Annotated in this window: 22 protein-coding genes; 12 read left to right on the top strand and 10 right to left on the bottom strand. The window is 71.5% G+C overall.

What is annotated here, in order from left to right; genetic code table 11:
• Window positions 1-69: 69 nt before the first annotated feature.
• Together chpH and AC4OXY_RS14715 are read left to right on the top strand one after the other, a co-directional pair.
• Complete coding sequence (gene chpH / locus AC4OXY_RS14720; protein ID WP_071375800.1) at window positions 70-303, top strand: chaplin ChpH; 234 nt, start codon at window positions 70-72, stop codon at window positions 301-303.
• A gap of 118 nt (window positions 304-421) precedes the next feature.
• Window positions 422-1,267 (top strand): chaplin, encoded by an 846-nt coding sequence (locus AC4OXY_RS14715; RefSeq protein ID WP_491994031.1) that lies wholly within the window; start codon window positions 422-424, stop codon window positions 1,265-1,267.
• Between the two features lie 132 nt (window positions 1,268-1,399).
• Here the strand turns inward: AC4OXY_RS14715 and AC4OXY_RS14710 are convergent, their stop codons facing one another.
• Window positions 1,400-1,588, bottom strand: coding sequence for a DUF5703 family protein (locus AC4OXY_RS14710; protein WP_046732800.1), 189 nt, complete (start codon window positions 1,586-1,588; stop codon window positions 1,400-1,402).
• Window positions 1,589-1,635: 47 nt separating this feature from the next.
• Here AC4OXY_RS14710 and AC4OXY_RS14705 point away from each other — a divergent pair, with 47 nt between their 5' ends.
• Complete coding sequence (locus AC4OXY_RS14705; protein WP_491994030.1) at window positions 1,636-2,334, top strand: hypothetical protein; 699 nt, start codon at window positions 1,636-1,638, stop codon at window positions 2,332-2,334.
• Between the two features lie 83 nt (window positions 2,335-2,417).
• Here the strand turns inward: AC4OXY_RS14705 and AC4OXY_RS14700 are convergent, their stop codons facing one another.
• Window positions 2,418-4,697 carry a helix-hairpin-helix domain-containing protein gene (locus AC4OXY_RS14700; protein WP_491994029.1) on the bottom strand — a complete coding sequence of 760 codons (2,280 nt, stop codon included), beginning with the start codon at window positions 4,695-4,697 and terminating at the stop codon, window positions 2,418-2,420.
• A complete protein-coding gene (locus AC4OXY_RS14695) occupies window positions 4,694-5,677 on the bottom strand; it encodes an aldo/keto reductase (protein ID WP_356022413.1) in 984 nt (327 codons plus the stop codon). Before AC4OXY_RS14695 ends, AC4OXY_RS14700 begins: the two co-directional genes overlap by 4 nt.
• A 187-nt stretch (window positions 5,678-5,864) precedes the next feature.
• Here AC4OXY_RS14695 and AC4OXY_RS14690 point away from each other — a divergent pair, with 187 nt between their 5' ends.
• Both AC4OXY_RS14690 and AC4OXY_RS14685 read left to right on the top strand, forming a co-directional pair.
• The gene (locus tag AC4OXY_RS14690) at window positions 5,865-6,920 is read left to right on the top strand and encodes an LLM class F420-dependent oxidoreductase (protein WP_356022411.1); all 1,056 of its coding nucleotides are present in this window, start codon (window positions 5,865-5,867) and stop codon (window positions 6,918-6,920) included.
• A gap of 246 nt (window positions 6,921-7,166) precedes the next feature.
• Window positions 7,167-7,955 carry a ferritin-like domain-containing protein gene (locus AC4OXY_RS14685; protein ID WP_491994028.1) on the top strand — a complete coding sequence of 263 codons (789 nt, stop codon included), beginning with the start codon at window positions 7,167-7,169 and terminating at the stop codon, window positions 7,953-7,955.
• 13 nt (window positions 7,956-7,968) lie between these two features.
• Here AC4OXY_RS14685 and corA read toward each other — a convergent pair whose 3' ends face one another.
• Entirely contained in the window at window positions 7,969-8,964 is a 996-nt protein-coding gene (corA, locus tag AC4OXY_RS14680) for a magnesium/cobalt transporter CorA (RefSeq protein WP_356022406.1), read from the bottom strand.
• A 62-nt stretch (window positions 8,965-9,026) separates the two neighbouring features.
• Here corA and AC4OXY_RS14675 point away from each other — a divergent pair, with 62 nt between their 5' ends.
• The 4 genes from AC4OXY_RS14675 to mshC all read left to right on the top strand — a co-directional run bounded on the left by AC4OXY_RS14675 (window position 9,027) and on the right by mshC (window position 12,562).
• Complete coding sequence (locus tag AC4OXY_RS14675) at window positions 9,027-9,737, top strand: histidine phosphatase family protein (RefSeq protein ID WP_356022404.1); 711 nt, start codon at window positions 9,027-9,029, stop codon at window positions 9,735-9,737.
• Between the two features lie 108 nt (window positions 9,738-9,845).
• A complete protein-coding gene (locus AC4OXY_RS14670) occupies window positions 9,846-10,436 on the top strand; it encodes a DUF3090 domain-containing protein (RefSeq protein WP_356022403.1) in 591 nt (196 codons plus the stop codon).
• Window positions 10,400-11,239 (top strand): SCO1664 family protein, encoded by an 840-nt coding sequence (locus AC4OXY_RS14665; protein WP_356022400.1) that lies wholly within the window; start codon window positions 10,400-10,402, stop codon window positions 11,237-11,239. Before AC4OXY_RS14670 ends, AC4OXY_RS14665 begins: the two co-directional genes overlap by 37 nt.
• A gap of 93 nt (window positions 11,240-11,332) precedes the next feature.
• Window positions 11,333-12,562, top strand: coding sequence for a cysteine--1-D-myo-inosityl 2-amino-2-deoxy-alpha-D-glucopyranoside ligase (gene mshC, locus AC4OXY_RS14660; RefSeq protein WP_356022398.1), 1,230 nt, complete (start codon window positions 11,333-11,335; stop codon window positions 12,560-12,562).
• A gap of 69 nt (window positions 12,563-12,631) precedes the next feature.
• Here the strand turns inward: mshC and AC4OXY_RS14655 are convergent, their stop codons facing one another.
• The 6 genes from AC4OXY_RS14655 to AC4OXY_RS14630 form a co-directional block, all read right to left on the bottom strand.
• Window positions 12,632-13,618 carry a PAC2 family protein gene (locus AC4OXY_RS14655; protein ID WP_356022395.1) on the bottom strand — a complete coding sequence of 329 codons (987 nt, stop codon included), beginning with the start codon at window positions 13,616-13,618 and terminating at the stop codon, window positions 12,632-12,634.
• Between the two features lie 131 nt (window positions 13,619-13,749).
• On the bottom strand, window positions 13,750-14,421 hold the full coding sequence (locus AC4OXY_RS14650; RefSeq protein ID WP_356022393.1) for a FadR/GntR family transcriptional regulator: 672 nt from the start codon (window positions 14,419-14,421) through the stop codon (window positions 13,750-13,752).
• A gap of 151 nt (window positions 14,422-14,572) precedes the next feature.
• Window positions 14,573-16,186 carry a glycerol-3-phosphate dehydrogenase/oxidase gene (locus tag AC4OXY_RS14645; RefSeq protein WP_356022391.1) on the bottom strand — a complete coding sequence of 538 codons (1,614 nt, stop codon included), beginning with the start codon at window positions 16,184-16,186 and terminating at the stop codon, window positions 14,573-14,575.
• A 42-nt stretch (window positions 16,187-16,228) separates the two neighbouring features.
• Complete coding sequence (glpK, locus tag AC4OXY_RS14640) at window positions 16,229-17,767, bottom strand: glycerol kinase GlpK (protein ID WP_356022389.1); 1,539 nt, start codon at window positions 17,765-17,767, stop codon at window positions 16,229-16,231.
• A 69-nt stretch (window positions 17,768-17,836) separates the two neighbouring features.
• Window positions 17,837-18,631: an MIP/aquaporin family protein gene (locus AC4OXY_RS14635; RefSeq protein ID WP_362819264.1), complete on the bottom strand. Its 795-nt coding sequence runs from the start codon at window positions 18,629-18,631 to the stop codon at window positions 17,837-17,839.
• 367 nt (window positions 18,632-18,998) lie between these two features.
• A complete protein-coding gene (locus AC4OXY_RS14630; protein ID WP_356022384.1) occupies window positions 18,999-19,763 on the bottom strand; it encodes an IclR family transcriptional regulator in 765 nt (254 codons plus the stop codon).
• A 344-nt stretch (window positions 19,764-20,107) separates the two neighbouring features.
• On the opposite strand from AC4OXY_RS14630, the gene metH reads away from it, so the two are divergent.
• The 3 genes from metH to AC4OXY_RS14615 all read left to right on the top strand — a co-directional run bounded on the left by metH (window position 20,108) and on the right by AC4OXY_RS14615 (window position 26,475).
• Window positions 20,108-23,623 (top strand): methionine synthase, encoded by a 3,516-nt coding sequence (gene metH / locus AC4OXY_RS14625; RefSeq protein WP_376289003.1) that lies wholly within the window; start codon window positions 20,108-20,110, stop codon window positions 23,621-23,623.
• Between the two features lie 109 nt (window positions 23,624-23,732).
• Window positions 23,733-24,434, top strand: coding sequence for an HAD family hydrolase (locus AC4OXY_RS14620; protein ID WP_356022380.1), 702 nt, complete (start codon window positions 23,733-23,735; stop codon window positions 24,432-24,434).
• A gap of 436 nt (window positions 24,435-24,870) precedes the next feature.
• A complete protein-coding gene (locus AC4OXY_RS14615) occupies window positions 24,871-26,475 on the top strand; it encodes an ABC transporter substrate-binding protein (protein ID WP_356022378.1) in 1,605 nt (534 codons plus the stop codon).
• The last annotated feature ends 59 nt before the right edge of the window (window positions 26,476-26,534 follow it).

The following is a 26,534-nucleotide window of genomic DNA, read 5'->3' as shown; positions in this document are numbered from 1 at the left end:
TACTCCCTCCTCGTTACAAGTGACGTGATCCCAGCAGCTTGGGATCGCATTGCCAACGAGGAGGAAGTAATGATCAAGAAGGTCGTCGCTGCTGCGGCTGCCACCGGTGGGCTGGTTCTCGCGGGCGCGGGCCTGGCTGTCGCCGACTCCGGTGCTCAGGGTGCCGCCGTGCACTCCCCGGGTGTCGTCTCCGGCAACGTCGTTCAGGCGCCCATCCATGTCCCGGTGAACGTGTGCGGCAACACGATCAACGTGATCGGGCTCCTGAACCCCGCCTTCGGCAACACCTGCCTGAACAAGTGACGCAGGCTCCCTGAGGGGGCGTGCGCGACAAGCCGTCGGCCTCGGAGTGCGCCCCATGCGCTCCGGGGCCGACTGGCCTTTCCGTTCCGAAGTGAAGCGAAGGCAGGGGGGAATCAGCATGCGACAAAGCACGCGCAAAGGCCTGATGACGATGGCCGCTGCGACCGGGATGATCGCCGCCGCGAGCGGCTACGCCCACGCGGACTCCGGCGCCATGGGCGCCGCGGCCGGCTCGCCGGGCGTACTGTCCGGCAACACCGTGCAGGTGCCGGTGCACGCACCGGTGAACGTGTGCGGCAACACCGTGAACGTGGTCGGACTGCTCAACCCGGCCGCGGGCAACTCGTGCGCCAACCACGGCGGTGCGTCGGGGGGTCACGGCGGCTCGGGCGGCTCCGGGGGATCCGGGGGCTCGCACGCGGGCGGTCACACCGGCGGCTCGCCCGGCGTCGGCTCCGGCAACACCGTGCAGGTGCCGATCGACGCCCCGGTGAACGTCTGCGGAAACAGCGTGAACGTCATCGGCGTGGGCAACACCGCCACGGGCAACGACTGTGCCAACGGCGGCGGCGGTCACCAGACCCAGCCGCCCGGGGGCGGGCCCGGCAACCCACCGGGACACCCCGGCCACCCGGGACATCCGGGTCACCCGGGACACCCTGGTCATCCGGGACACCCGGGTCACCCTGGTCACCCGGGTAAGCCGACCCATCCGGGAGGTCCGACGACCCCGCCCGGTCAGGGGGGCCACACGCCCCACGGGCCCCAGGGGACGCAGCAGGCCCACAAGCCGCACGGGGCCTCGCAGATCCGGACGCAGGGCGACCGCGGCGAGCAGCTCCCCACCACCGGTGAGCTGGCGCACACCGGCAGTGACGTGCCGCTCGGCCTCGCGCTGCCGGCCGGTGCGGGCGCGCTGCTCGCGGGCGCGGTGCTGTACCGCAAGGCACGCGCCTCCGCCTAGCGGCCGACGCGGCCCGGCAGCGGTCAACACCGGGTGAGGACAAGGCCGTACGGCACTGTGGGCCGTACGGCGCGGGAAAACGGAGCGGGCCCTGCCATGCCGGCCGGGCCCGCTCCGTTCATGTGTCCGGCCTCACCACGTGGCGCGCACCTGGCGGATGATCCGCCGGCGCAACCGCACCCTGCGGCTGCCGTCGCGCATCAGGCTCAGTCGGTCCAACTCCCAGTGTCCGTACTCGGCATGGTCCGTCAGCAGACGCGTCGCCTCCTTGCGGGAGACCCCGCGAGGTACGTACACGTCGACAAATTCGTATTCCGGCATCGCATCTATTGTGCGGGCTGGGGCCCGGTACGGATAGCGTCTGCACTATGTCTGATGCTGCGCAGCCCACCGCTGCCGAGGTACGTGCCGCCGCCGAGGCGGTCAAGACCGCGCTCGACCGTCATCTGGCGGCGGTCGAACGCAGGTCGGGGGAGGACGACCCGGCCGTCTCCGAGGCGTTCAACCAGCTCGCCGCGGCCGCCGAGGTGTACGACGAGCTGCTCTACGACCGCTACGACGAGGTCACACCCTTCGAGATCCCCGGTGCGGAGGAGCTGCCGCCGTACGCGGGCCCCGAGGAACCCCACGCGATCAGCGTGCTGATCCGCCGCGACTACGCCGTCGCGGAACCCCAGCGGCTGCTCGCGCAGGCCCAGCGGGTCGAGGCGGCGGAGTACGACGAGTCGGGCGGCTCGGCGGACGGCGCCGCCGGCACGGTCCCCGGCGCGCTGGGCGTCCTCTTCGGCGAGTTCGAACCGGACGAGATCGCCTCCCGGCACAAGGAGTTCGGCCTGGAGGAGGGCGACTCCACGCTCTGGGTCACCGCGGCGGAGGAGCCCACGGAACCCGGTGAGTGGCTGGAGACGCCGTTCGAGCACGTCGACCCGCTGGGCGTGGTGTGCCGGTTCGACGTGAGCGCGGTGTTCGACGACGAGGACGCCGACGACGACGAGGATCTCGAATTCGTCGAGGACGCGGACGAGGACACGGAAGCGGACGACGAGGTCGAGGGCGTCAGGAGGTGACGTCCGCCGGCGGTGCCGTGACGGCCTGAGGCCGCCGCGGCACCGCCGCGATCCGCCGTCGCGGCCGATCGCCGGCGCGGAGGTCAGCCGGCCACCGTCGGCACCTGCGTGCGCAGCAGCGTCCGCAGGCGGGTCGTGCGGGGCTTGGCCAAGGTCTCCGCGACCGCCTTCGGCAGGGCCTGCTCCACCCCGTGGACCACGGACAGATGCCGCTCGGCCCGGCAGAACGCCGTGTACACCCACGGTCTGCTGAGCGTCTGCGCCGCGTCACCGGGCAGCACCACGACCGCCGCCGGCCAGCGGGTCCCGACCGCCTGATGCGCGGTCAGCGCCCAGCCGTGCCGTACGGCCCCCTCCACCCGCTCGCGCGGGACGACCACGGGGGCGCCCGCACAGGACAGGTGCAGCCCGTCGGTGTCGGCCTTCACCACCACGCCCGGCACCGTACGACCCGGGGCGGGGGTGTAGGCGATCCGGTCGCCGGGGTCGAAGCCGCCGAAGCGGCCCGGGCCGGGGTTGAGGCGCTCCTTCAGGGCGGCGTTGAGCGCGCGGGTGCCGGCCGCGCCGCCGTGTCCCGGGGTGATCACCACGGTCTGGTCGGCCGGGACGCCGATCGCCCGCGGCACCGAGTCCGCGACCAGCTGGACCGTGCGGTGCACGGCCTCGCCCGCGTCCCGCACCGGGACGATGACGATCTCCTTGCCGGGGGCGTCGACCTGGTTCAGCTCGCCGACGCCGATGCCGGAGACCAGCTCGCCGATCGGGCCGGGGTCGGGCACGCGGGAGGCGACCTGCGGGCAGGCACGGGCGGCCAGCAGGTCCGCGAAGACCCGGCCCGGACCGGCCGACCACAGCACCGCCGGGTCACCGCTGAGCACCAGCCGGGCCCCGTCCGGCAGGGACTCCACGAGCATCGCGGCGCTCTCCACGTCCAGCTGCGGGGCGTCGAGCACGATCAGCAGGTCCAGCTCCAGGGCGCCGTCCGCGCCCCGGCCCGGGCCCTCGGCACCGGACAGCAGCCCGGCCGCCGTACCCACGCCGCGTGTCGCCGCGTCCTCGCTCGTCCGGGGGCCCGGCAGTGCGGCCAGGCGACGGCGGCCGTCGGCCGTGTGGCAGACGGCGAAGGCCTGCAGGCCGGCGGCGCGGGCGGCGTCGAGCAGCGCGGCCGGTTCCGCGCGGGCCGCCTCCCCGCCGGTGTGCAGCACCAGGCCGTGCCCGGCGACCGCGCGGACCAGCTCGGCCGCACCGCCGCGGGCCGCGTCGGCCGCCGCCCGCCAGGCCTCCTCGGTGTCCTTCGACAGGGAGTTGACGAGCCTCGCGAGGCCGTCGGCGAGGCTCTCCTCGGCCAGGGCGTAGCGCTCCAGACCGACGAGGACACGGACCGGCCGCTCCTCCTCCTCGTCCTCGTCGTCATCCTCGTCCGCCCCCTGGGGGGCCGCGCCGGTGGTGTCCTCCAGGGCGTCCTGGAAGGCCAGCGCCTCGGCCTCGGCGAGTGTGCTCTGCACCGCCGCGTCCGGGTCGGGCACGCCCTGCCGGCCCAGCGCCGTGATGAGCGTGGGCAGCTCCAGCGCGGTGTGCCCGGCCAGCGCGGCCTGCTCCAGCAGCCAGACGGTCACCGCGCGGCCCCGCCGCTCGTCGTCGGGTCCGCAGGCGGCGCCGAGCAGAGCCCGGGCGAAGCCGTCGGCCTGCTCCGGCCGGACGCCGCCGATCCGCAGCAACTGCCAGGGGTCCTCGCGCAGCGCGGTGTCCGCGCCCTCGCCGAGCGCCGCCGCGACCTGGGGCGCCAGGGCCTCGGGGGCTCCGCCCTCGGTCAGCACGAGGCGGACGGCCTCGACGGTCTCAGCGGCGGGAGCGCCCGGCGCGACGGACGGGGCCGGGGCGGGCTGCGGCCGGTGCACCGGCTCCGGGGCCGGACGGCGGGGGGACGGTGCGGGCTCGGCGAACACCGTCGCCGCGGGCTTCGCGCCGCCCTCCACCGCCCGGACCGCGGCGAGCAGGTCGGCCGCCGTGCCGCTGAGCTTGGTGCCGCTCTCGATCGGGGCCGTCTTCTCGGCCTTGCGGCGCGCGATCCGCTCCCGCTCGACCCGCTGCGCGGCCAACTCGGCCTCCGCCTCGGACACCTGGGCCCCGGCGCCCTCACCGCCGCCGGCGCCACCCGAGCCGCTCTCGCCTTCGGCGACGCCGGCGCTCGCACCGTCCTCGGTTCCGGTCTCGGCCCCGGCCTCGCTCGCGCCGTCGCTCCCGTCCTCACCCACGCCGTCCTGCGCACGGCTCTCCGTGGGCGTGGGTTCGGCGCCCGGGGCCTCGGGGGTGTCCGGTGTCCCCGGCCCGGCTTTCTCCGTGGTCTCCGGCTCCGTGCTCACAGCGTGCTCCAGTCGTGATCGGGATAGCGGTGCAGGGGCGCCGACACATCGTCCAGCGCCCGGCAGATCTCGTCAGGAAGACTAAGCGCCTCCACTGACAATGCCGCCGTGAGCTGCTGCGCGTTGCGCGCGCCGACGATCGGGGCGGCCACGCCGGGCCGGTCCCGGACCCAGGCCAGGGCCACCTGGAGCGGGGTGACGGCGAGGCCGTCGGCGGCCGTCGTCACCGCGTCCACGATGTGCCTCGCCGTGTCGTCGAGGTACGGCTCGACGAACGGTGCCAGATGCTCGGAGGCGCCGCGCGAGTCCGGGGGAGTGGTCTGCCGGTACTTTCCGGTCAGCACGCCCCGGCCGAGCGGGGAGGAGGGCAGCAGGCCGACGCCGAGGTCGAGTGCGGCGGGCAGCACCTCGCGCTCGACGCCTCGCTGGAGCAGCGAGTACTCCATCTGCGTGCTGGCCAGGCGGGTCCGGGTGCCCGGCGCCGCGAGCTGCCAGGTGGCGGCCTTGGCGAGCTGCCAGCCGCAGAAGTTGGAGACGCCGGCGTAGCGGGCACGGCCGCTGCTCACCGCTATGTCGAGGGCCTGGAGCGTCTCCTCCAGGGGGGTGCCGGGGTCGTAGGCGTGCACGTGCCACAGGTCGACGTAGTCCGTGCCGAGGCGGGCCAGGGAGGCGTCGAGGGCGGCGAGCAGATGACCGCGGGAGCCGTCGAAGCGGCGGTCGGGATCGGGGACGCTGCCCGCCTTCGTGGAGATCACCAGGTCCCGGCGCGGCACCAGACCCTCCATCAGCTGGCCGAGCAGATACTCCGACTCCCCGTCGCCGTACACGTCCGCGGTGTCGACGAGTGTGCCGCCGGCTTCCCAGAACGTCTTCAGCAAGTCCGCGGCGTCGTGCTGGTCGGTGTCCCGGCCCCAGGTGAGGGTGCCGAGTCCGATCCGGGACACGCGCAGGCCGGTTCGGCCGAGATGCCTCTGCTCCATGACCGCGAGATTACTGGCCAGAACCCATGCGGTGGGTGGCCTGTGGATAACTCGGCGGACGGGTGCCGGACATACCCCGGGACCGGTGATCCCGGCCCCTGTCCCGGCCACGCCCTGCCTCGGACCCCCACCCCCGCGCTAAGGTCGCCCCCACAGGGACGTTACTCACGGGTAAGGGGAATGGGCCATGCAACTCGGGATCAATCTCGGCTACTGGGGCGCCGGAATGGACGGGGACAATCTGGCCGTGGCCCAGGAGGCCGACCGGCTGGGCTACGCCGTGTGCTGGGCCGCCGAGGCGTACGGGTCCGACGCGGCCACGGTGCTCAGCTGGGTCGCCGCGCAGACCGAGCGCATCGACGTCGGCTCGGCCATCTTCCAGATCCCGGCCCGGCAGCCCGCGATGACCGCGATGACCGCCGCGACGCTCGACTCGCTCTCCGGCGGGCGGTTCCGGCTCGGCCTCGGCGTCTCCGGTCCGCAGGTCTCCGAGGGCTGGTACGGCGTCACGTTCGACAAGCCGCTGGCACGCACGCGTGAGTACGTCGAGATCGTGCGCAAGGCGATGACCCGGGAGCGGCTGACGTACGAGGGCGCGCACTGGACGCTGCCGCTGCCCGGCGGCCCAGGCAAGCCCATCAGGCTGACCGTGCACCCGCAGCGCGAGCACATCCCGCTGTACATCGCCGCGATCGGCCCGAAGAACCTGGAGCAGACCGGCGAGATCGCCGACGGCGCCCTGCTGATCTTCCCCTCCGCCGAGCACCTGGAGGAGACCACGATCACGCACCTGCGCGCGGGGCGCGAGAAGGCCGGCAAGACCCTTGAGGGGTTCGACGTCTGTCCCACCCTGCCGCTGGCCGTGGGCGACGACAAGGACGTGACCCGGCTCGCCGACACCTTCCGGCCCTACACCGCGCTGTACGTGGGCGGCATGGGCAGCGCCAAGCAGAACTTCTACAACCAGCTCGCGCGGCGCATGGGGTACGAGAAGGAGGCCGCCGACATCCAGGAGAAGTACCTGTCCGGGGACAAGGCCGGTGCCGCGGCCGCCGTGCCGCACGACCTCATCGACAGGACCACGCTGCTGGGCTCCGTCGACCGGATCGCGGACCGGATGAAGGCCTACGCCGCCGCCGGGGTGACCACCCTCAGCCTCGCCCCGGCCGGCTTCACGCTGGACGAGCGGCTCGCCTCCCTGCGGGCCGGCAGCGAGGCGCTGGAGCGCGCCGGGCTCGCCTGACGGCCGCGGCCGAAGGGGCTCAGTAAAGGTTTCTGCGGCCGTGGTGGGGGCTCGGGGGTCTTCCCCGCCACGGCCGTCACCGGGAACAACGCGCCGGGCGCCGCGCGGTTACGACCCCGGCGTTCCTTCTTCCGGCCGAGTCGCCGGGCACCCGTGTTGCGACTCCTCTCCGCCCGCATTTGACTCGTTCTCTGCGGAATGTCGCAGATGATGCGGAATCATGCATCTTGCGGAGAGGTGACCTCGATGCTTTCGGCCAGGAGTCTGTTCCAGGAGATCCTCGACCACGACGAGTCCTTCCGGCTCTTCTGCTCCATCGCCGCCGGCGGGGAGTCCCAGGGCGGCTGGGAGAACGGGCGGATCGCCGCGCTCGTGCCGGACGGCGAACGCGCGCTCGCTCCGAAGATCGCCCGCCACGGCGCCGACGAGGACAAGCACGGCCGCATCTTCCACGCCCTGATGAGGAAGCGCGGACTCACCCCCGTCGCCGTACCGCCCGAGACCGACTACACGATGCTCCTGGAGCGGCGCGGCATCGGTCTCGCGCACGACAGACTCCGGCGCGAGGCGCCGCTGTCCGTACGGGACATCGTCGTCTACCTCGCCCACAGCCGTGTCACCGAGCAGCGCGCCGCCGAGCAGATGACGATGCTCCGCCGGTACTTCGCCGACGATCCGGACGTCGGCAAGGCCGTACGCATGATCTCCACCGACGAGGACAACCACCTCGCCTACACCCACGAGGAACTGCTGCGCCTCGCCGCCGCCGGACACGGCCGGCTGATCCAGCGGACCCTGCGCGCGTACGCGCTCGCCGAGATCGCCGTCCACCGGGACGTCAGCCTCGCCGTCATGGCCCACATGGGGCGCATCCTCGGCTGGCCCCGGGCCAAGTCCGCGCTGCTCGCCGCCGGCATCCGCGCGCTGTACGGCTACGAACGCCTCGCCGGCTGGCACCGGATGGCCGCCCTGCGCATGCCCGAGCGCCGCGACGCCCTCGGCGGGCCCGCCGCCCCGGCCCACGAGTTCGCCTGAGCCGAACCGGCCCCTACAGCCAGTCGCGGTGCTTGAACAGGCGGTACAGCAGCACCTCCAGCCCGGCCATCAGCAGGATCACCGCCGGGTAGGACCACAGCCAGTGCAGCTCCGGCATGTGGTCGAAGTTCATGCCGTAGATCCCGGCGATCATCGTGGGCACCGCGGCCATGGCCGCCCACGCGGAGATCTTCCGCATGTCGTCGTTCTGCCGGACGCTCATCTGCGCCAGATGCGCCGAGAGGATGTCGGACACCAGCCGGTCCAGCGCCTCCACGGACTCGTTCACCCGCAGCAGATGGTCGCCCACGTCCCGGAAGAAGGGCCGCGCCTTGTCGTGCACGAACGGCACCGAGCCGCCGAACGGACCGGTGCCGGCCAGCCGGGTCAGCGGCGCCGTCAGCGGGCCGGTGGCCCGGCGGAACTCCAGGACCTGCCGCTTGAAGGTGTAGATCCGGGACGCGGTGTGCCGCGAGCCGCCGCGCTCCGGCTGGAACACCTCCGTCTCCAGCTCCTCCAGGTCCCTCTGGAGTTCCGCGGCCACGTCCAGATAGTGGTCGACGACGGCGTCGGAGATCGCGTACAGCACCGCGGTCGGGCCCTTGTCGAGCAGCTCCGGCTCCTCCTCCAGCCGGTGCCGTACGGCGGCCAGCGGCGAACAGGTGCCGTGGCGCACGGTCACCACGAAGGAGTCGCCGACGAAGATCATGATCTCGCCCGTCGTGACGGTGTCGCCCTCGGGCTCGTAGACGACCGGTTTCAGCACCATGAACAGCGAGTCGGCGTACACGTCCAGCTTCGGCCGCTGATGCGCCTTGAGGGCGTCCTCGACCGCCAGAGGATGCAGCCCGAACTCCTCCGTGACCAGGCCGAACTCTCGCTCCGACGGCTCGTACAGCCCGATCCACACGAAACCGCCCGCCGCCCGCGCCTCCGCCAGCGCGTCGGACAGGTCCTCCGGGCCCTCGGTGCGGAGCCCGTGCCGGTAGACGGCGCAGTCCACGATCACGGAGCGCATTCTCCCCTCGCCCGCCCAGCGGCGCACGCGCTGGTACGCCTACCCTGGGCCGCATGCCCACCCTGATCCTCGTAAGGCACGGACGGTCCACCGCCAACACCTCCGGTCTGCTCGCCGGGTGGACGCCCGGCGTCGCCCTGGACGAGCGGGGCGCCGCGCAGGCCGCCGCGCTGCCGGCCCGGCTCGCGGGCCTGCCGATCTCGGAGGTCGTCGCCAGCCCGCTGCAGCGCTGCCAGGAGACCGTGCGCCCGCTGCTGGAGGCCCGCCCGGGACTGAGCGTCCACACCGACGAGCGGATCGGGGAGTGCCACTACGGCGACTGGTCCGGCCGCAAGCTCGCCGAGCTGAAGGACGAGCCGCTGATGGAGGTCGTTCAGGCCCACCCGTCGGCCGCCGCCTTCCCGGGCGGCGAGTCCCTGCGTGCCATGCAGACCCGCGCCGCCGAAGCCGTACGCGAGTGGAACGCGCGCGTGGAGCGCGAGCACGGCGCCGACGCCGTCTATCTCATGTGCTCGCACGGCGACATCATCAAGTCCCTGGTCGCCGACGCCCTCGGGCTCCATCTCGACCTCTTCCAGCGGATCTCCGTGGAGCCCTGTTCCGTCACCGCGATCCGCTTCACCCGGCTGCGGCCGTTCCTGATCCGGCTCGGCGACACCGGGGACTTCGCCTCCCTGGCGCCGCGCGAACAACCGGGCGCCGAACCGGACGAGGGCACCGGCGAGGGCGACGCACCGGTCGGGGGTGGTGCGGGCGCACCGTGATCGTCGGCCGCAGTAGGGTGAAGCGATCCACCGCACTCGGATCCACCGCAGTCGCGTACCCGCGTGGCCAGCACCGCTGAAGCTCTCGACCCCAATGGAGATCAGGACGTGTCCCGTCAGGTGTTCCTCTACGACCCGCCGGACCGCTTCGTCGCCGGCACGGTCGGACTGCCCGGGCGCCGTACGTTCTTCCTCCAGGCCGTCGCAGGTTCCCGGGTGACCAGCGTGGCGCTGGAGAAGACGCAGGTGGCCGCGCTCGCCGAGCGCATGGACGAACTGCTCGACGAGGTCGTACGGCGCAGCGGCGGCAGCGCGGCCGTCCCCGCCATGGCGCCCACCGAGATCGCCGACACCGCCCCGCTGGAGACCCCCGTCGACGAGGAGTTCCGCGTCGGCACCATGGCGCTGGCCTGGGACGGCGAGGAACAGCGCATGATCGTCGAGGCGCAGGCCCTCGTGGAGCTGGACGCCGACACCGACGAGGACCTCGCCGAGGCCGAGGAGCGACTGCTCCAGGACGAGGAGAACGGGCCCCCGATGCTGCGGGTCCGGCTGACCGGCGCGCAGGCCAGAGCCTTCGCCAAGCGCGCCCTCGACGTCGTCAACGCCGGGCGGCCGCCGTGCCCGCTGTGCAGCCTCCCGCTCGATCCGGAAGGACATGTATGTCCGCGCCAGAACGGATACCGCCGCGGAGCGTGACGTCCGTCGACACGACCGCCGACGCGGCCGCCGCCGAACTGCTCGCGCGCGGTGAGCTGACCGTACGCGGTCGCATCCGCGAGGCGTCGAACGCCGCGCTGTTCTGCACGGTCGCGTACGACGGCCGGGAAGCCTCCTGCATCTACAAGCCCGTGGCCGGGGAGCGCCCGCTGTGGGACTTCCCCGACGGCACCCTGGCCGGCCGCGAGGTGGCCGCCTACGCGGTCTCGGAGGCCACCGGCTGGGGCCTCGTCCCGCCGACCGTGCTGCGCGAGGGGCCCTACGGCGAGGGCATGTGCCAGCTGTGGATCGACGTCCAGGCCGAGGCGGAGCTGCTCGCCCTGGTGGACGCCGAGGAGCCGGAGCCGGGCTGGAAGGCGATCGGTCTCGCCGAGGTCGGCGAGGGCCGCACCGCGCTGCTCGTGCACGCCGACGACGAGCGGCTGCGCAGGCTCGCGGTCCTCGACGCCGTGATCAACAACGCCGACCGCAAGGGCGGCCATCTGCTGCCCACCACCGAGGGCAGGCTCTACGGCATCGACCACGGCGTCACCTTCAACGTCGAGAACAAGCTCCGCACCCTGCTGTGGGGCTGGGCCGGGGAGCCGCTGACCGCCGAGGCCGTCGAGGTCCTGGGCGGCCTGCGCGAGGGCCTGGGCGGACCGCTCGGCGAGCGGCTCGCCGGACTGATCACCCCGGCCGAGATCGACGCCACGCGCGCGCGTACCGAGGAACTGCTCTCCTCGGGCGTGCATCCGGAGCCGGGCGGTGAGTGGCCGGCGATCCCGTGGCCGCCCGTGTGAGCACAACGGCGGCAGATGTACAAGACCGTCTAACGGGCCATCCGGCCCGATCCCGTTCGTATACGCAGCTCCTGGCCGGTTAGGCTCATGTACATGCATGCCTGGCCCGCTTCCGAGGTCCCCGCCCTGCCTGGTCAGGGCCGCGACCTGAGGATCCACGACACCGCGACCGGCGGTCTGGTCACCCTCGACCCCGGTCCCGTCGCCCGTATCTACGTCTGCGGCATCACCCCGTACGACGCGACCCACATGGGTCACGCGGCGACCTACAACGCGTTCGACCTCGTTCAGCGCGTGTGGCTCGACACCAAGCGGCAGGTCCACTACGTCCAGAACGTCACCGACGTCGACGATCCGCTGCTGGAGCGCGCGGTGCGGGACAACGTCGACTGGGTCGCCCTCGCCGAGCAGCAGACGGCCCTCTTCCGTGAGGACATGACCGCCCTGCGGCTGCTCCCGCCCCAGCACTACATAGGCGCCGTCGAGGCGATACCCGGCATCGTCCCGCTCGTGGAGCGGCTGCGCGAGCTCGGCGCGGCCTACGACCTGGACGGCGACATCTACTTCTCCGTCGAGTCCGACCCGAACTTCGGCAAGGTGTCGAACCTCGACGCGGCCGCGATGCGGCTGCTGTCCGCCGAGCGCGGCGGCGACCCGGAGCGCCCGGGCAAGAAGAACCCGCTCGACCCGATGCTGTGGATGGCGGCCCGCGAGGGCGAGCCCAGCTGGGACGGCGGGACGCTCGGCCGGGGCCGCCCCGGCTGGCACATCGAGTGCGTGGCCATCGCCCTCGACCACCTCGGGATGGGCTTCGACGTCCAGGGCGGCGGCTCCGACCTGGCCTTCCCGCACCACGAGATGGGCGCCTCGCACGCCCAGGTACTCACCGGCGAGTTCCCGATGGCCAAGGCGTACGTGCACGCCGGCATGGTCGCCCTGCACGGCGAGAAGATGTCGAAGTCCAAGGGCAACCTGGTCTTCGTCTCGGCGCTGCGCCGCGACGGCGTCGACCCGGCCGCGATCCGGCTCGCCCTGCTGGCCCACCACTACCGCGCCGACTGGGAGTGGACCGACCAGGTCCTGGCGGACGCCGTGGCCCGCCTCGGCCGCTGGCGCGCCGCCGTCTCCCGCCCCGACGGCCCCTCCGCCGACGCCCTGGTCGAGGAGATCCGCGAGGCTCTGGCCCACGATCTGGACGCACCGGCCGCGCTCGCCGCGGTGGACCGCTGGGCGGAGCGCCAGGAGCAGGAGGGCGGCACCGACACGGGTGCCCCCGGCCTGGTGACCCGGGCGGTGGACGCCCTGCTGGGCGTGGCGGTCTAGCCCGGCCACTCCGGCACACGCACAAGGGGCGGTACGCGCACGCGTACCGCCCCTTGTGTCACTCCCGGGTCAGTCCTCGGAGTCCTCGTCGTCGTCCGGGCCGCCGGAGGCGTCGGGCCTCGGCGGCAGCGGCGGCCGGGTCCGCCCGCCCGGGTTGTCGCGCAGCCACGGGCCGGTGTCCGTGCCGTCAGCCGTCGCGTGGCCGCCCGGCGGGCCGACGTCCCGGCGCCGCAGGTACCGCTCGAACTCGCGGGCGATGGCCTCGCCCGACGCCTCCGGCAGCTCGGCGGTGTCCCGGGCCTCCTCCAGCGTCTGCACGTACTCGGCGACCTCGCTGTCCTCCGCGGCCAGCTGGTCCACGCCCACCTGCCAGGCACGCGCGTCCTCGGGCAGCTCGCCCTGCGGGATGCGCAGGTCCAGCAGGTCCTCCAGCCGGTTGAGCAGCGCCAGCGTGGCCTTCGGGTTGGGCGGCTGGGAGACGTAGTGCGGTACGGCCGCCCACAGCGACACCGCCGGGACGCCCGCGTGCGTGCACGCCTCCTGGAGCACGCCGACGATGCCCGTCGGGCCCTCGTACTTGGTCTCCTCCAGGTCCATCCGCTGGGCCAGGTCCGGGTCGGACGTGACCCCGCTGACCGGCACCGGACGCGTGTGCGGGGTGTCACCGAGCAGGGCGCCCAGGACGACCACCAGCTCCACGCCCAGCTCGTGCGCGAAGCCCAGCAGCTCGTTGCAGAACGAGCGCCAGCGCATGGACGGTTCGATGCCGCGCACCAGCACGAGATCGCGCGGCTTCTCGCCGCCGACGCGGACCACCGACAGCCTGGTCGTCGGCCATGTGATCTTGCGCACCCCACCGTCCATGAAGACCGTGGGGCGGTTCACCTGGAAGTCGTAGTAGTCCTCGGCGTCCAGCGCCGCGAACACCTCGCCCTTGAACTCGCGTTCCAGATGCGCGACCGCCGTGGAGGCGGCGTCACCGGCATCGTTCCAGCCCTCGAACGCGGCCACCATGACTGGGTCGATCAGCTCGGGAACCCCCTCCAGCTCGATCACCCAGTGCCTCCTTCCGACGTGCCCTCGCCTGACTCACCAACCTTACGGCGTCCGGCGGGGGCTCCCGCAGCCCCCTTGCACGGGGGAGTGAACGGATCACTGCCCCGTGCACCAGTGCGGAACACCCGGACTCACAGAGTGGACCGGAGCCACTGCTCCACGCTCGCGATGTGCACCGTCGCCCAGGAGCGGGCCGCCTCCGCGTCCCGGTCGCGCAGCGCGGCCAGGATCGCCCGGTGCTCGCGCAGGGTGCGGCCGACCGCGTCCTCCTGGGTCAGGCCCCGCCAGATCCGCGCCCGTGTGGTCGGCCCCGACAGGCCGTCCAGCAGCGAGCACAGCACCGAGTTGCCCGCGCCGCGCACGATGCCGCGATGGAACTCCAGGTCGGCGGCGACCAGTTCCTCCACCGAGGGCTCCGCGCCCAGGGCGTCCAACTGGGCGGACAGCGCGTCCAGTTGCTGCTCGCTGATCCGGAAGGCCGCCATCGCCGTCGCGGCCGGCTCCAGGATCCGGCGCACCGCCAGGAACTCCAGCACGGTGTCGTCGCGGTGGAAGTCCACCACGAAACTCATGGCCTCCAGCAGGAGTTGCGGGTCGAGACTCGTGACGTACGTGCCGTCGCCCTGGCGCACGTCCAGGATCCGGATCAGCGACAGGGCCCGTACGGCCTCGCGCAGCGAGTTGCGGGACAGGCCCAGTTCGGCGGCGAGTTCGCTCTCCTTGGGCAGCCGGTCGCCGGGGCGCAGCGCACCCGAGACGATCATGTCCTTGATCTTCTCGATCGCCTCGTCGGTGACTGCCATGACCGGCCTCCTGTCGCCCGCACCCCGCGCGCATGCGCTCAGACATCGGATGTCTCAGTCACATTATGCGGGCCCTTCCCGGGGCCGTTCGGGTGAGCCCATGGGAAAGGGGCGGCCCCACCGCAGCGGGACCGCCCTTCGCCGTGCCCGGTTACTTCTTGTCGAGCAGGTCCTGGACCTTGCCGCGGACCTCGTCCGTGGCAAGACCGCGGATCGTCAGCGTCGTACGGCGGCGCAGCACGTCGTCCGGCGTCTGGGCCCACTCGTGGTCGCGGGCCCAGACGACCTGCGCCCAGATCTCCGGGGCGTCGGGGTGGACGCGCTCGGCCAGGTCCGGGTTCTCGTTCGCCAGCCGGGCGATGTCGAAGGCCAGGGAGCCGTAGTGGGTGGCCAGGTGCTTCGCCGTGTCGGCCGCCATGCGCGGGCCGGGCGCCGGGTGGTCCACCAGCAGGCGGTGCGCGACGGCGCGCGGGTTGGCGACGCCCGGCAGCGGGAGCTTCTTCGGCAGCGAGGAGATCGGCTCGAAGTCGTCGCCGAGCGGGTGACCCGGCAGCGCCTCCAGCTTCTTCATGATCGTGCGGCCGATGTGGCGGAAGGTGGTCCACTTGCCGCCCGCGACGGACAGCATGCCGCCCTTGCCCTCGGTCACCACGGTCTCGCGCTTGGCCTTGGCGGTGTCGCCGGGGCCGCCCGGCAGCACGCGCAGACCGGCGAACGCGTACGTGATGAGCTCGCGCCGGAGCTGCTGGTCCCGGACGGAGAACGCGGCCTCGTCCAGGATCTGGGCTATGTCCTTCTCGGTGACGGAGACGTCCGCCGGGTCGCCCTCGAACTCCTCGTCGGTCGTGCCGAGCAGCAGCATGTCCTCCCAGGGGAGGGCGAAGGTGATGCGGTACTTGTCGATGGGGGTCGCGAGCGCGGCCTTCCAGGCAGAGGTGCGCTTGAGGACCAGGTGCGCGCCCTTGGACAGGCGGATGGAGGGGGCCGCGTTCGGGTCCTCCATCTTCCGCAGGTGGTCGACCCAGGGGCCGGTCGCGTTCAGCACCAGGCGGGCGCTCACGCCGAACTCCTCGCCGGAGACACGGTCCTTGAGCTCGGCGCCGGTGACCCGGCCCCGGGTGAAGCGCAGGCCGGTGACCTCGGCGTGGTTGAGGACGACCGCGCCCGCCTCGACGGCCGCGCGGACCGTCATCAGCGCCATGCGCGCGTCGTTCATCTGGTCGTCGCCGTAGACGGCCACGGCCTTGAGGTTCTCGGTGCGCAGCTCCGGCACGTCCTGCGCCGCCTTGGCGGGGGAGAGCAGGTGGCCGACGCCGTCGCCGAACGCGGAGAGCGCGGAGTAGGCGAAGACGCCCGCGCCGAGCTTCGCCGCGCCGTGCGGCCCGCCCTTGTACACGGGGAGGTAGAAGGTGAGCGGGTTCGCCAGGTGGGGGGCCACCTGGCGGGAGACCGCACGGCGCTCGAAGTGGTTCTCCGCCACCAGCTTCACCGCGCCGGTCTGCAGGTAGCGCAGACCGCCGTGGAGCAGCTTGGAGGAGGCGGAGGAGGTGGCACCGGCGAAGTCGCCGGAGTCGACCAGCGCCACCCTGAGTCCGGACTGCGCGGCGTGCCAGGCGGTGGAGATGCCCAGGATGCCGCCGCCGATCACAAGAAGGTCGTACGACGCCTTGGAGAGCTGCTCCCTGGTCTCGGCGCGGCTCGGGTTGGAGCCGGAGGCCGGGTGCGTCCCCAGGGCAGGTACGGACAGGGTGGACTGACTGGTCATGTCGGGTACTTACTCCTCGTCAGAGCCGAACTGTGGGGCAGCTCAGCTCTCGTCCTCGATCCAGCCCATGGTCCGGTCGACGGCCTTGAGCCAGTTCTTGTACTCACGGTCGCGGGTCTCCGCGTCCATGCGGGGGGTCCATTCGGCGGCCCGGCGCCAGTTGGCGCGCAGTTCGTCGGTGCTGGACCAGAAGCCGACGGCCAGGCCGGCGGCGTAGGCGGCGCCGAGGCAGGTGGTCTCCGCGACCATCGGGCGCACCACGGGTGCGTCCAGGACGTCGGAGAGCGTCTGCATCAGCAGGTTGTTGGCGGTCATGCCACCGTCGACCTTGAGGGCCACCAGCTCGTCGCCGGAGTCCTTGACCATGGCGTCGGCGATCTCCCGGGTCTGCCAGGCGGTGGCCTCCAGGACGGCGCGCGCGAGGTGCGCCTTGGTGACGTAACGGGTCAGACCGGCGATCACACCGCGGGCGTCGGAGCGCCAGTGCGGGGCGAACAGACCGGAGAAGGCCGGCACGAAGTAGGCGCCGCCGTTGTCCTCGACCGAGAGCGCGAGCGTCTCGATCTCGGCGGCGGTGGAGATGAGGCCCATCTGGTCGCGCATCCACTGCACCAGCGAGCCGGTGACGGCGATCGAGCCCTCCAGGGCGTACACCGTCGACTGCTCGCCGATCTTGTAACCGACCGTGGTCAGCAGACCGGCGTAGGAGTTGATGATCTTGTCACCGGTGTTCATGACCATGAAGGTGCCGGTGCCGTAGGTCGACTTGGTCTCGCCCTCGGCGAAGCAGCACTGGCCGAACAGGGCCGCCTGCTGGTCGCCGAGCGCGGAGGCGACCGGGATGCCGCCGATCAGGTCGCCGAGCGTGCCGCCGGTGACCTCGCCGTAGACCTCGGCGGAGGAGCGGATCTCGGGCAGGATCTGCAGCGGCACGCCGATGGACTCGGCGATCTTCTCGTCCCACTCCATCGTGTGCAGGTTCATGAGAAGGGTGCGGGAGGCGTTGGTCACGTCGGTGACGTGCCGGCCGCCGTCGACACCGCCGGTCAGGTTCCAGATGACCCAGGTGTCCATGGTGCCGAAGAGGATGTCGCCGGCCTCGGCGCGCTCCTTCAGGCCCTCGACGTTGTCGAGCAGCCAGCGGGCCTTGGGCCCGGCGAAGTAGGAGGCCAGCGGCAGGCCGGTCTCGCGGCGGAAGCGGTCCTGGCCGACGTTGCGGCCCAGCTCGCGGCAGAGGGCGTCGGTGCGGGTGTCCTGCCAGACGATGGCGTTGTAGACGGGCTCACCGGTGTTCTTGTCCCACAGCACGGTGGTCTCGCGCTGGTTGGTGATGCCGATGGCCTTGATGTCGTCCCGGGTGATGCCGGCCTTGGCGATGGCACCGGCGACGACTTCCTGGACGTTGGTCCAGATCTCGTTGGCGTTGTGCTCGACCCAGCCCGGCTTCGGGAAGATCTGCTCGTGCTCCTTCTGGTCGACGGAGACGATACGGCCGTCCCGGTCGAAGACGATGCAGCGGCTGGAGGTGGTGCCCTGGTCGATCGCGGCGATGAACGGGCCTGCGGTGTGGGCGTCGGTCACTGTGTGCTCCTGAAAGATCCGTGGTGAGGGGGCTGTCCGTGGGGCGCGTGCCGGAAGACGGCGGGCTTCTTATGCGAAGGCGACGTTGTAGATTCCGGCACCGATGGCGGCGCCGATCAGCGGACCGACCACCGGGATCCAGGCGTAGCTCCAGTCGGAACCACCCTTGTTGGGCAGCGGCAGCAGAGCGTGCACGATGCGCGGGCCGAGGTCACGGGCCGGGTTGATGGCGTAGCCCGTCGGGCCGCCCAGGGACAGACCGATCGACACCACCACGAGCGCGGTGACGAGGCCGCCGAGGACGCCGAGGCCGTTGCCCTTGTCGTTCAGGCCCTGGGTGAGGACCGCGAGGATGAGCACGACGGTGCCGATGATCTCCGTGGCGAGGTTCTGCGCCACGTTCCGGATCTCCGGACCGGTGGAGAAGATGCCGAGGACCGGGCCGGCACCCGTCTCCTGCGCCTCGACCGCCTTGGCGTCCGTGGCCTGTGCGCCCGGACCGCCGACGATCTCCTTGTCGGTCAGGTGCGCGTGGAACTGGCCGTAGTAGGCGACCCACACCAGGGCGGCACCGATCATCGCGCCGAGCAGCTGTCCGGCGAGGTAGACCGGGACGTTGGTCCAGTCGCTGTTCTTGATCGCGAGGGCGATGGTGACGGCCGGGTTGAGGTGTGCACCGGAGAGGGGTCCGGAGATGTACACGGCCGTCATGACGGCGAAGCCCCACCCGAAGGCGATGGCGAGCCAACCGGCGTTACGGGCCTTGGAGGCCTTCAGCGTGACGGCCGCGCAGACGCCGCCGCCGAGCAGGATGAGTATGGCGGTACCGATGGTCTCGCCGATGAAGATGTCGGAGCTGGACACCCGCGACTCCTTTGTCCTTCGTCCAGGGGACCGAACCCCGGGTCCCTCCGGGAGTTCGAGCTGCCCTCGGGGGTGAGAGCGATGTCGGCCCTTGGCGTTGTCACACTCTAACGCGTATTGCCGGTAGGTGTTCGACAATGCCGACCGATGGACGGGAGTCTTGCTTCGGCGTCACGCATGCGTCAAGGGTTCTGTTATTGAAAACAGGATCGTTATTGATCGCTGCGGGTTATCACTCATCGCGCACCTGACGTAGGCACTGACATGGGATCTCAAAGGATCTAGCCCGATATGTCCACTTCAGGGTAGGGCGAGAACCGGAACGCCGCCCGGCGTCCCGGTCGCCCCTCGGCGAGAGGCAGGGGGCTCAGAACCGGCCCGCGCCCAGATCCCTGGAGACCGCGCGGGCGCAGTCGCGCACCGCCGCGATCAGCTCGGGCCGCAGCTCGCCGTCCCGGCACAGCCGCTCCACGGCGCCGGTGATGCCGACCGCGCCCACGGGCATCCGGCGCCGGTCGTGGATGGGCGCGGCGATGGACGCCACGCCCTCCCAGGTCTCTTCCACGTCGGCCGCGTACCCACGCGCGCGCGTGATGTCGAGGAGGTGCTCGAAGGCGTCCCACTCGCACACCGTGCGGTCCGTGAAGGCCTTGCGCTCGGTCTCCAGCGCCTCGCTGTGCGCCACCGGGTCGTACGCCGAGAGCACCTTGCCCAGCGCGGTCGAGTGCAGCGGCTGCATGGCGCCGATCTCCAGCACCTGCCGGCTGTCGTCCGGCCGGAAGACGTGGTGCACGATCAGCACGCCCTGCTGGTGCAGGACCCCCAGGTGCACGCTCTCGCCGCTGGAGCGGGCCAGGTCGTCGGTCCACACCAGGGCCCGGGCGCGCAGCTCGTGCACGTCCAGGTACGTGGTGCCGAGGCGCAGCAGCTCCGCGCCCAGCTGATAGCGCCCCGAGGCGTCGTCCTGCTCCACGAACCCCTCCTGCTGGAGGGTGCGCAGGATGCCGTGGGCGGTGCCCTTGGCGAGGCCCAGCGACGAGGCGATGTCCGACAGGCCCAGTCTCCGCTCGCCGCCCGCGAGCAGCCGCAGCATCGCGGCCGCCCGTTCGAGCGACTGGATGTTCCGTGCCATCGCCGTCCTGCCTCCGTCCCTTCGACCGCCGACGAACGCGGCGCGCGCGGTCGTCCCGGTGCCGAGTGTCGTCACCCGTCGTCCACCGCACACCGTCGCATGGCGTGCTACCCAGCGTTCGGCAATGCCGAACACTACCGGTCCATGTCGACCTCCCGCCAATGGTCGGTCGACACCTGTTACATCACACGTGCCCGGAGCGTGACGCGGGGGCCACCCGGTCCGCCTCGTGGACGCCGCTGCCCATCCAAGCCCACTCCCGGTTACTCTGACGCCGTGCTCTTCCCCAGCCCGATCCGGGGAAGCCGCATAGCCGACAGCCGTCGCACCTAGGGAGCCCCTTCATGGCCTCGTTGCCAACGTCCCCGCATGCCGACAGCCGGACCCGGGTGTCCGCGCTCCGAGAGGCGCTCGCCACGCGTGTGGTGGTCGCGGACGGAGCCATGGGCACGATGCTCCAGGCCCAGGACCCGACCCTGGACGACTTCCAGCAGCTTGAGGGCTGCAACGAGATCCTCAACCTCACACGCCCCGACATCGTCCGCTCCGTCCACGAGGCGTACTTCGCCGTGGGCGTGGACTGCGTCGAGACCAACACCTTCGGCGCCAACCACTCCGCCCTCGGCGAGTACGACATCTCCGAGCGCGTGTACGAGCTGTCCGAGGCCGGCGCCCGGGTGGCCCGCGAGGTCGCCGACGCGTTCCAGGCGCGGGACGGCCGGCAGCGCTGGGTCCTCGGCTCCATGGGCCCCGGCACCAAGCTGCCCACCCTCGGCCACGCCCCGTACCAGACCCTGCGCGACGCCTACCAGCGCAACGCCGAGGGCCTGGTCGGCGGCGGCGCCGACGCGCTGCTGGTGGAGACCACCCAGGACCTGCTCCAGACCAAGGCCGCCGTCCTCGGAGCCCGCCGCGGCCTCGCGGCCCTCGGGCTCGACCTGCCGGTGATCGTCTCGGTCACCGTGGAGACGACCGGCACGATGCTCCTCGGCTCCGAGATCGGTGCGGCCCTGACCGCCCTGGAGCCGCTCGGCATCGACATGATCGGCCTGAACTGCGCGACCGGCCCGGCCGAGATGAGCGAGCACCTGCGCTACCTCGCCCGCAACGCCCGCATCCCCCTCTCCTGCATGCCCAACGCGGGCCTGCCGGTCCTCACCAAGGACGGCGCCCACTACCCGCTGTCCGCGCCCGAGCTGGCGGACGCGCAGGAGACGTTCGTGCGCGAGTACGGCCTGTCGCTGGTGGGCGGCTGCTGCGGTACGACGCCGGAGCATCTGCGCCAGGTGGTCGAGCGGGTGCGCGGCGTGACCCCGCCCGCGCGTGACCCGCGCCCGGAGCCGGGAGCGGCCTCCCTGTACCAGACGGTGCCGTTCCGGCAGGACACGTCGTACCTGGCGATCGGCGAGCGGACGAACGCCAACGGTTCGAAGAAGTTCCGCGAGGCGATGCTGGAGGCCCGCTGGGACGACTGCGTGGAGCTGGCCCGCGAGCAGATCCGCGAGGGCGCGCACCTGCTCGACCTGTGCGTGGACTACGTCGGCCGGGACGGTGTGGCCGACATGGAGGAGCTGGCCGGGCGGTTCGCGACGGCCTCGACGCTGCCGATCGTGCTCGACTCCACCGAGGTCGACGTGATCCGGGCCGGGCTGGAGAAGCTGGGCGGCCGCGCGGTGATCAACTCGGTGAACTACGAGGACGGCGCGGGCCCCGATTCCCGCTTCGCCCGCGTCACCCGGCTGGCCCAGGAGCACGGTGCGGCCCTGATCGCGCTGACCATCGACGAGGAGGGGCAGGCCCGCACCCCCGAGAAGAAGGTGGAGATCGCCGAGCGGCTGATCGCCGACCTGACCGGGAACTGGGGCATCCGTGAGGAGGACATCCTCATCGACACCCTGACCTTCACCATCTGCACCGGTCAGGAGGAGTCCCGCGGGGACGGCCTGGCCACCATCGAGGCGATCCGCGAGCTCAAGCGCCGCCACCCCGACGTCCAGACCACCCTGGGCCTGTCGAACATCTCCTTCGGCCTGAACCCGGCCGCCCGCATCCTCCTCAACAGCGTCTTCCTCGACGAGTGCGTGAAGGCGGGTCTGGACTCGGCCATCGTGCACGCCTCCAAGATCCTGCCCATCGCCCGCTTCGACGACGAGCAGGTCACCACCGCCCTCGACCTGATCTACGACCGCCGCGCCGAGGGCTACGACCCGCTCCAGAAGCTGATGCAGCTCTTCGAGGGCGCCACCGCGAAGTCGCTGAAGGCCGGCAAGGCCGAGGAACTCGCCGCCCTCCCGCTGGAGGAGCGCCTGAAGCGCCGGATCATCGACGGCGAACGCAACGGCCTGGAAGCGGACCTGGACACGGCCCTGGCGGACCGGCCGGCCCTCGACATCGTCAACGACACCCTCCTGGACGGGATGAAGGTCGTCGGTGAGCTGTTCGGCTCGGGGCAGATGCAGCTGCCGTTCGTGCTCCAGTCCGCCGAGGTGATGAAGTCGGCGGTGGCCTACCTGGAGCCGCACATGGAGAAGTCGGACGCCGAGGGCAAGGGCACCATCGTGCTGGCCACGGTGCGCGGCGACGTCCACGACATCGGCAAGAACCTCGTCGACATCATCCTGTCCAACAACGGCTACAACGTGGTCAACCTCGGCATCAAGCAGCCCGTCTCCGCGATCCTGGAGGCCGCCGAGGAGCACCGGGCCGACGTGATCGGCATGTCCGGGCTGCTCGTGAAGTCCACGGTGATCATGAAGGAGAACCTGGAGGAGCTGAACCAGCGCAAGCTGGCCGCGGCCTACCCGGTGATCCTGGGCGGAGCCGCACTCACCCGCGCCTACGTCGAGCAGGACCTGCACGAGATCTACGAGGGCGAGGTCCGCTACGCCCGCGACGCCTTCGAGGGCCTGCGCCTGATGGACGCCCTCATCGGCGTCAAGCGCGGCGTCCCCGGAGCCAAGCTGCCCGAGCTCAAGCAGCGCCGCGTGCGGCCCGCGGTCGTCGCCCCGGCGGAGGAACGCCCGGAGGAGGGGCACGTCCGCTCCGACGTCGCCACCGACAACCCGGTGCCGGCCCCGCCGTTCTGGGACACCCGGATCGTCAAGGGCATCCAGCTCAAGGAGTACGCGTCCTGGCTGGACGAGGGCGCCCTGTTCAAGGGCCAGTGGGGGCTGCGGCAGGCCCGCACCGGCGAGGGACCGTCGTACGAGGACCTGGTGGAGAGCGAGGGCCGGCCGCGGCTGCGCGGTCTGCTGGACCGGCTGCAGACGGAGAACCTCCTCGAAGCGGCCGTCGTCTACGGCTACTTCCCCTGCGTGTCCAAGGACGACGACCTGATCATCCTGGACGAGCAGGGCAACGAGCGCACCCGCTTCACCTTCCCGCGCCAGCGCCGGGGCCGCCGGCTGTGCCTGTCCGACTTCTTCCGCCCGGAGGAGTCGGGCGAGACGGACGTGGTCGGCCTCCAGGTCGTCACCGTCGGCTCCCGCATCGGCGAGGAGACGGCCAAGCTCTTCGCGGCCAACTCCTACCGCGACTACCTCGAACTGCACGGCCTGTCCGTGCAGTTGGCCGAGGCGCTCGCCGAGTACTGGCACGCCCGCGTCCGCAGCGAGCTCGGCTTCGCCGGCGAGGACCCGGCCGACATCGAGGACATGTTCGCCCTGAAGTACCGGGGCGCCCGCTTCTCCCTCGGCTACGGCGCCTGCCCGAACCTGGAGGACCGCTCGAAGATCGCCGAGCTGCTCCGGCCCGAGCGGATCGGTGTCCACCTGTCCGAGGAGTTCCAGCTGCACCCCGAGCAGTCCACGGACGCGATCGTGATCCACCACCCGGAGGCGAAGTACTTCAACGCCCGGTGAGGCGCGTCTCACCCAGCGCACTGACCGGATAAGTCGTACACTTGTCGGCCCATTGCAGGCCGGTTCCCGCGCGGGAACCGGCCTGCTCGTCCCGCAAGGAGGTGCGTGGATGACCAGCACGGTCCCCGCGCTCGGAACTCGTACGGCCGAAGGCTCGGCGCTGCAGGCGGTGCTCCTGGACATGGACGGCACCCTGGTGGACACCGAGGGCTTCTGGTGGGACGTCGAGGTCGAGGTCTTCGCCGCGCTCGGCCACACCCTGGACGAGTCCTGGCGGCATGTCGTGGTGGGCGGCCCCATGACCCGCAGCGCCGGCTTCCTCATCGAGGCCACCGGCGCCGCCGTCACCCTCGCCGAACTCAGCGCGCTGCTCAACGAGGGCTTCGAGAGCCGCATCGGCCGCGCCCTGCCGCTGATGCCGGGCGCCGCACGGCTCCTCGCCGAACTGCACGAACAGGCCGTGCCCACGGCGCTGGTCTCGGCCTCCCACCGGCGCATCATCGACCGTGTGCTGAGCGTCCTCGGCCCGCACCACTTCGCGCTGTCCATCGCGGGCGACGAGGTCTCGCGCACCAAGCCCTACCCCGACCCGTACCTGCTCGCCGCGGCGGGGCTCGGCGCCGACCCGGCCCGCTGCGCGGTCGTCGAGGACACCACGACCGGCGTCGCCGCCGCCGAGGCCGCGGGCTGCCGGGTGGTCGCCGTACCGTCCGTCGCCCCCATCGCCCCGGCTTTGGGACGCACCGTCGTGACCTCCCTGGAAGAGGTCGACCTGGCATTTCTGCGCGGTCTGATGACGGAAATGCCCTAGCCGTTCACCGGGGGTACCGGCGGTGCGAAGAGGCGCGCTGGACAAATATCCCGGGAAGTACACCCGAGTGGAATTCGCACCCGGTCGCGCGGCCGAATTCCACTGACTCCCCGCACAGTTGAGGGTGTGACGTTCCCCACCCTCCAGGGTCTCGACAACGTTACCCGAGTGTGCTGACCGGTCCCGTTCGAGGGGGATCGGCGGTTCCTTGTGTCCCGATTGGTGGGAAGCTGCACTAATCCTGCCGCTGTCGGGTTTTCTGTGCGTCCGCAGCCGGTTTCACTGCGTGATGACAGGTCAACTCGCAGGGCCGTGAAGCCTCCTGCGGGCGCGGACTAATCTCGTCGCGAGAACATCGCCGCATCCCCCGTGTTTCCGCCGCACCATCCCCGCGTGCCGGATACACGGACCCGAACAGCTCTGGAGAAACTCCCGCATGAACCGCAAGACTTTGGTGCTGCCGGCGCTGGCCGGCCTGCTCACCCCGGTTCTCGCCGCGTGCGGCGGATCCGGCGGCGGGGGCAAGAGCGGCGACGCCATCGTCGTCGGCACCACGGACCGGTTCACCGCCACGAAGGACGCCCCGGCGCCGCTCGACCCGGCCTACGCCTACGACGTCGGCCTCTGGAACATCCTGCGCCAGACCCAGCAGACGCTGATGGCCCAGCCCAAGGGCGAGGGCGACCCCGTCCCGGACGCCGCCGAGAGCTGCGGCTTCACCGACAGCGGCAGCGAGCGCTACGCCTGCAAGCTGCGCGACGGACTGAAGTTCGCCAACGGCGACCCGGTGACCGCCGAGGACGTCAAGTACTCCATCGAGCGCGTGCTGAGCATCAAGTCGGACAGCGGTGTCTCCGCGCTGCTGAACACCATCGACACGATCGAGACGCAGGGCGACCGCGACGTCATCTTCCACCTCAAGACGGCCGACGCCACCTTCCCGTACAAGCTGTCCACCCCGCCCGCGGGCATCGTCGACCCGAAGGACTACGCGAAGGACAAGCTGCGCGACGGCTTCTCGGTGGACGGCTCCGGCCCGTACACCTTCCAGGCCGAGGTCAAGGACAACGCGATCGTCAGCGCCACCTTCACCAAGAACCCTTCGTACAAGGGCAGTGTGACGGTGAACAACAGCAAGGTCGTGATGCGCTCCTACGACTCCGCCGCCGCCATGGGCACGGCGATCGACAAGGGCGACATCGACGTCATGACCCGCACCATGGATCCCGCGCAGATCCAGAAGCTGGACTCCGGCAGCGACAACAAGGTCGACCTGGTCGACATGCCGGGCCTGGAGATCCGCTACCTGGCCTTCGACACCAACGCGCCCAGCGTGAAGTCCAAGGCCGTCCGCCAGGCCATGGCACAGCTCATCAACCGCGGCGAACTGGTCAGCAAGGTCTACGGCACCGAGGCCGAGCCGCTGTACTCGCTGGTCCCGGCCACCGTCACGGGCCACTCCAACTCGTTCTTCAACAAGTACGGCAACCCCAGCGTCGACAAGGCCAAGGCCCTGCTCACCAAGGCGGGCATCACCACCCCGGTGAAGCTGACCCTGCACTACACGACCGACCACTACGGCGCGGCCACGAAGCAGGAGTTCGAGGTCCTGCAGAAGCAGCTCAACGACAGCGGCCTGTTCGACGCCTCCATCCAGGGACACCCCTGGGAGCAGTTCCGGCCCGCCGAGAAGAAGGGCCAGTACGACGTCTACGGCATGGGCTGGTTCCCCGACTTCCCGGACGCCGACAACTTCCTCGCGCCCTTCCTCGACAAGGACAACTTCCTCGGCTCGCCGTACTCCAACCCCACCATCCAGAACACGCTGATCCCGGAGTCCCGCCGCGAGGCCGACCGGCTCTCCGCCGCCAAGAGCCTGACCCAGATCCAGGACACCGTCGCCGAGGACGTCCCGGTCCTGCCCCTGTGGCAGGGCAAGCAGTACGTCGCCGCACGGGGCGACATCACGGGCGTCGCGTACGCCCTCAACTCCTCCTCGACGCTTCAGCTGTGGGAGCTCGGCCGCGGTGTGAGCGGCTGACGGCTCCCCTCGTCCGGGGGCCGGGAACGGCTGACCCGGGACCCGGGGCCAGGACGGCG

The organism is Streptomyces sp. HUAS MG56 (assembly GCF_058673395.1).
The sequence above is the reverse complement of the archived record's forward strand: the minus strand, read 5'-3'. Positions and strand labels throughout refer to the sequence as shown.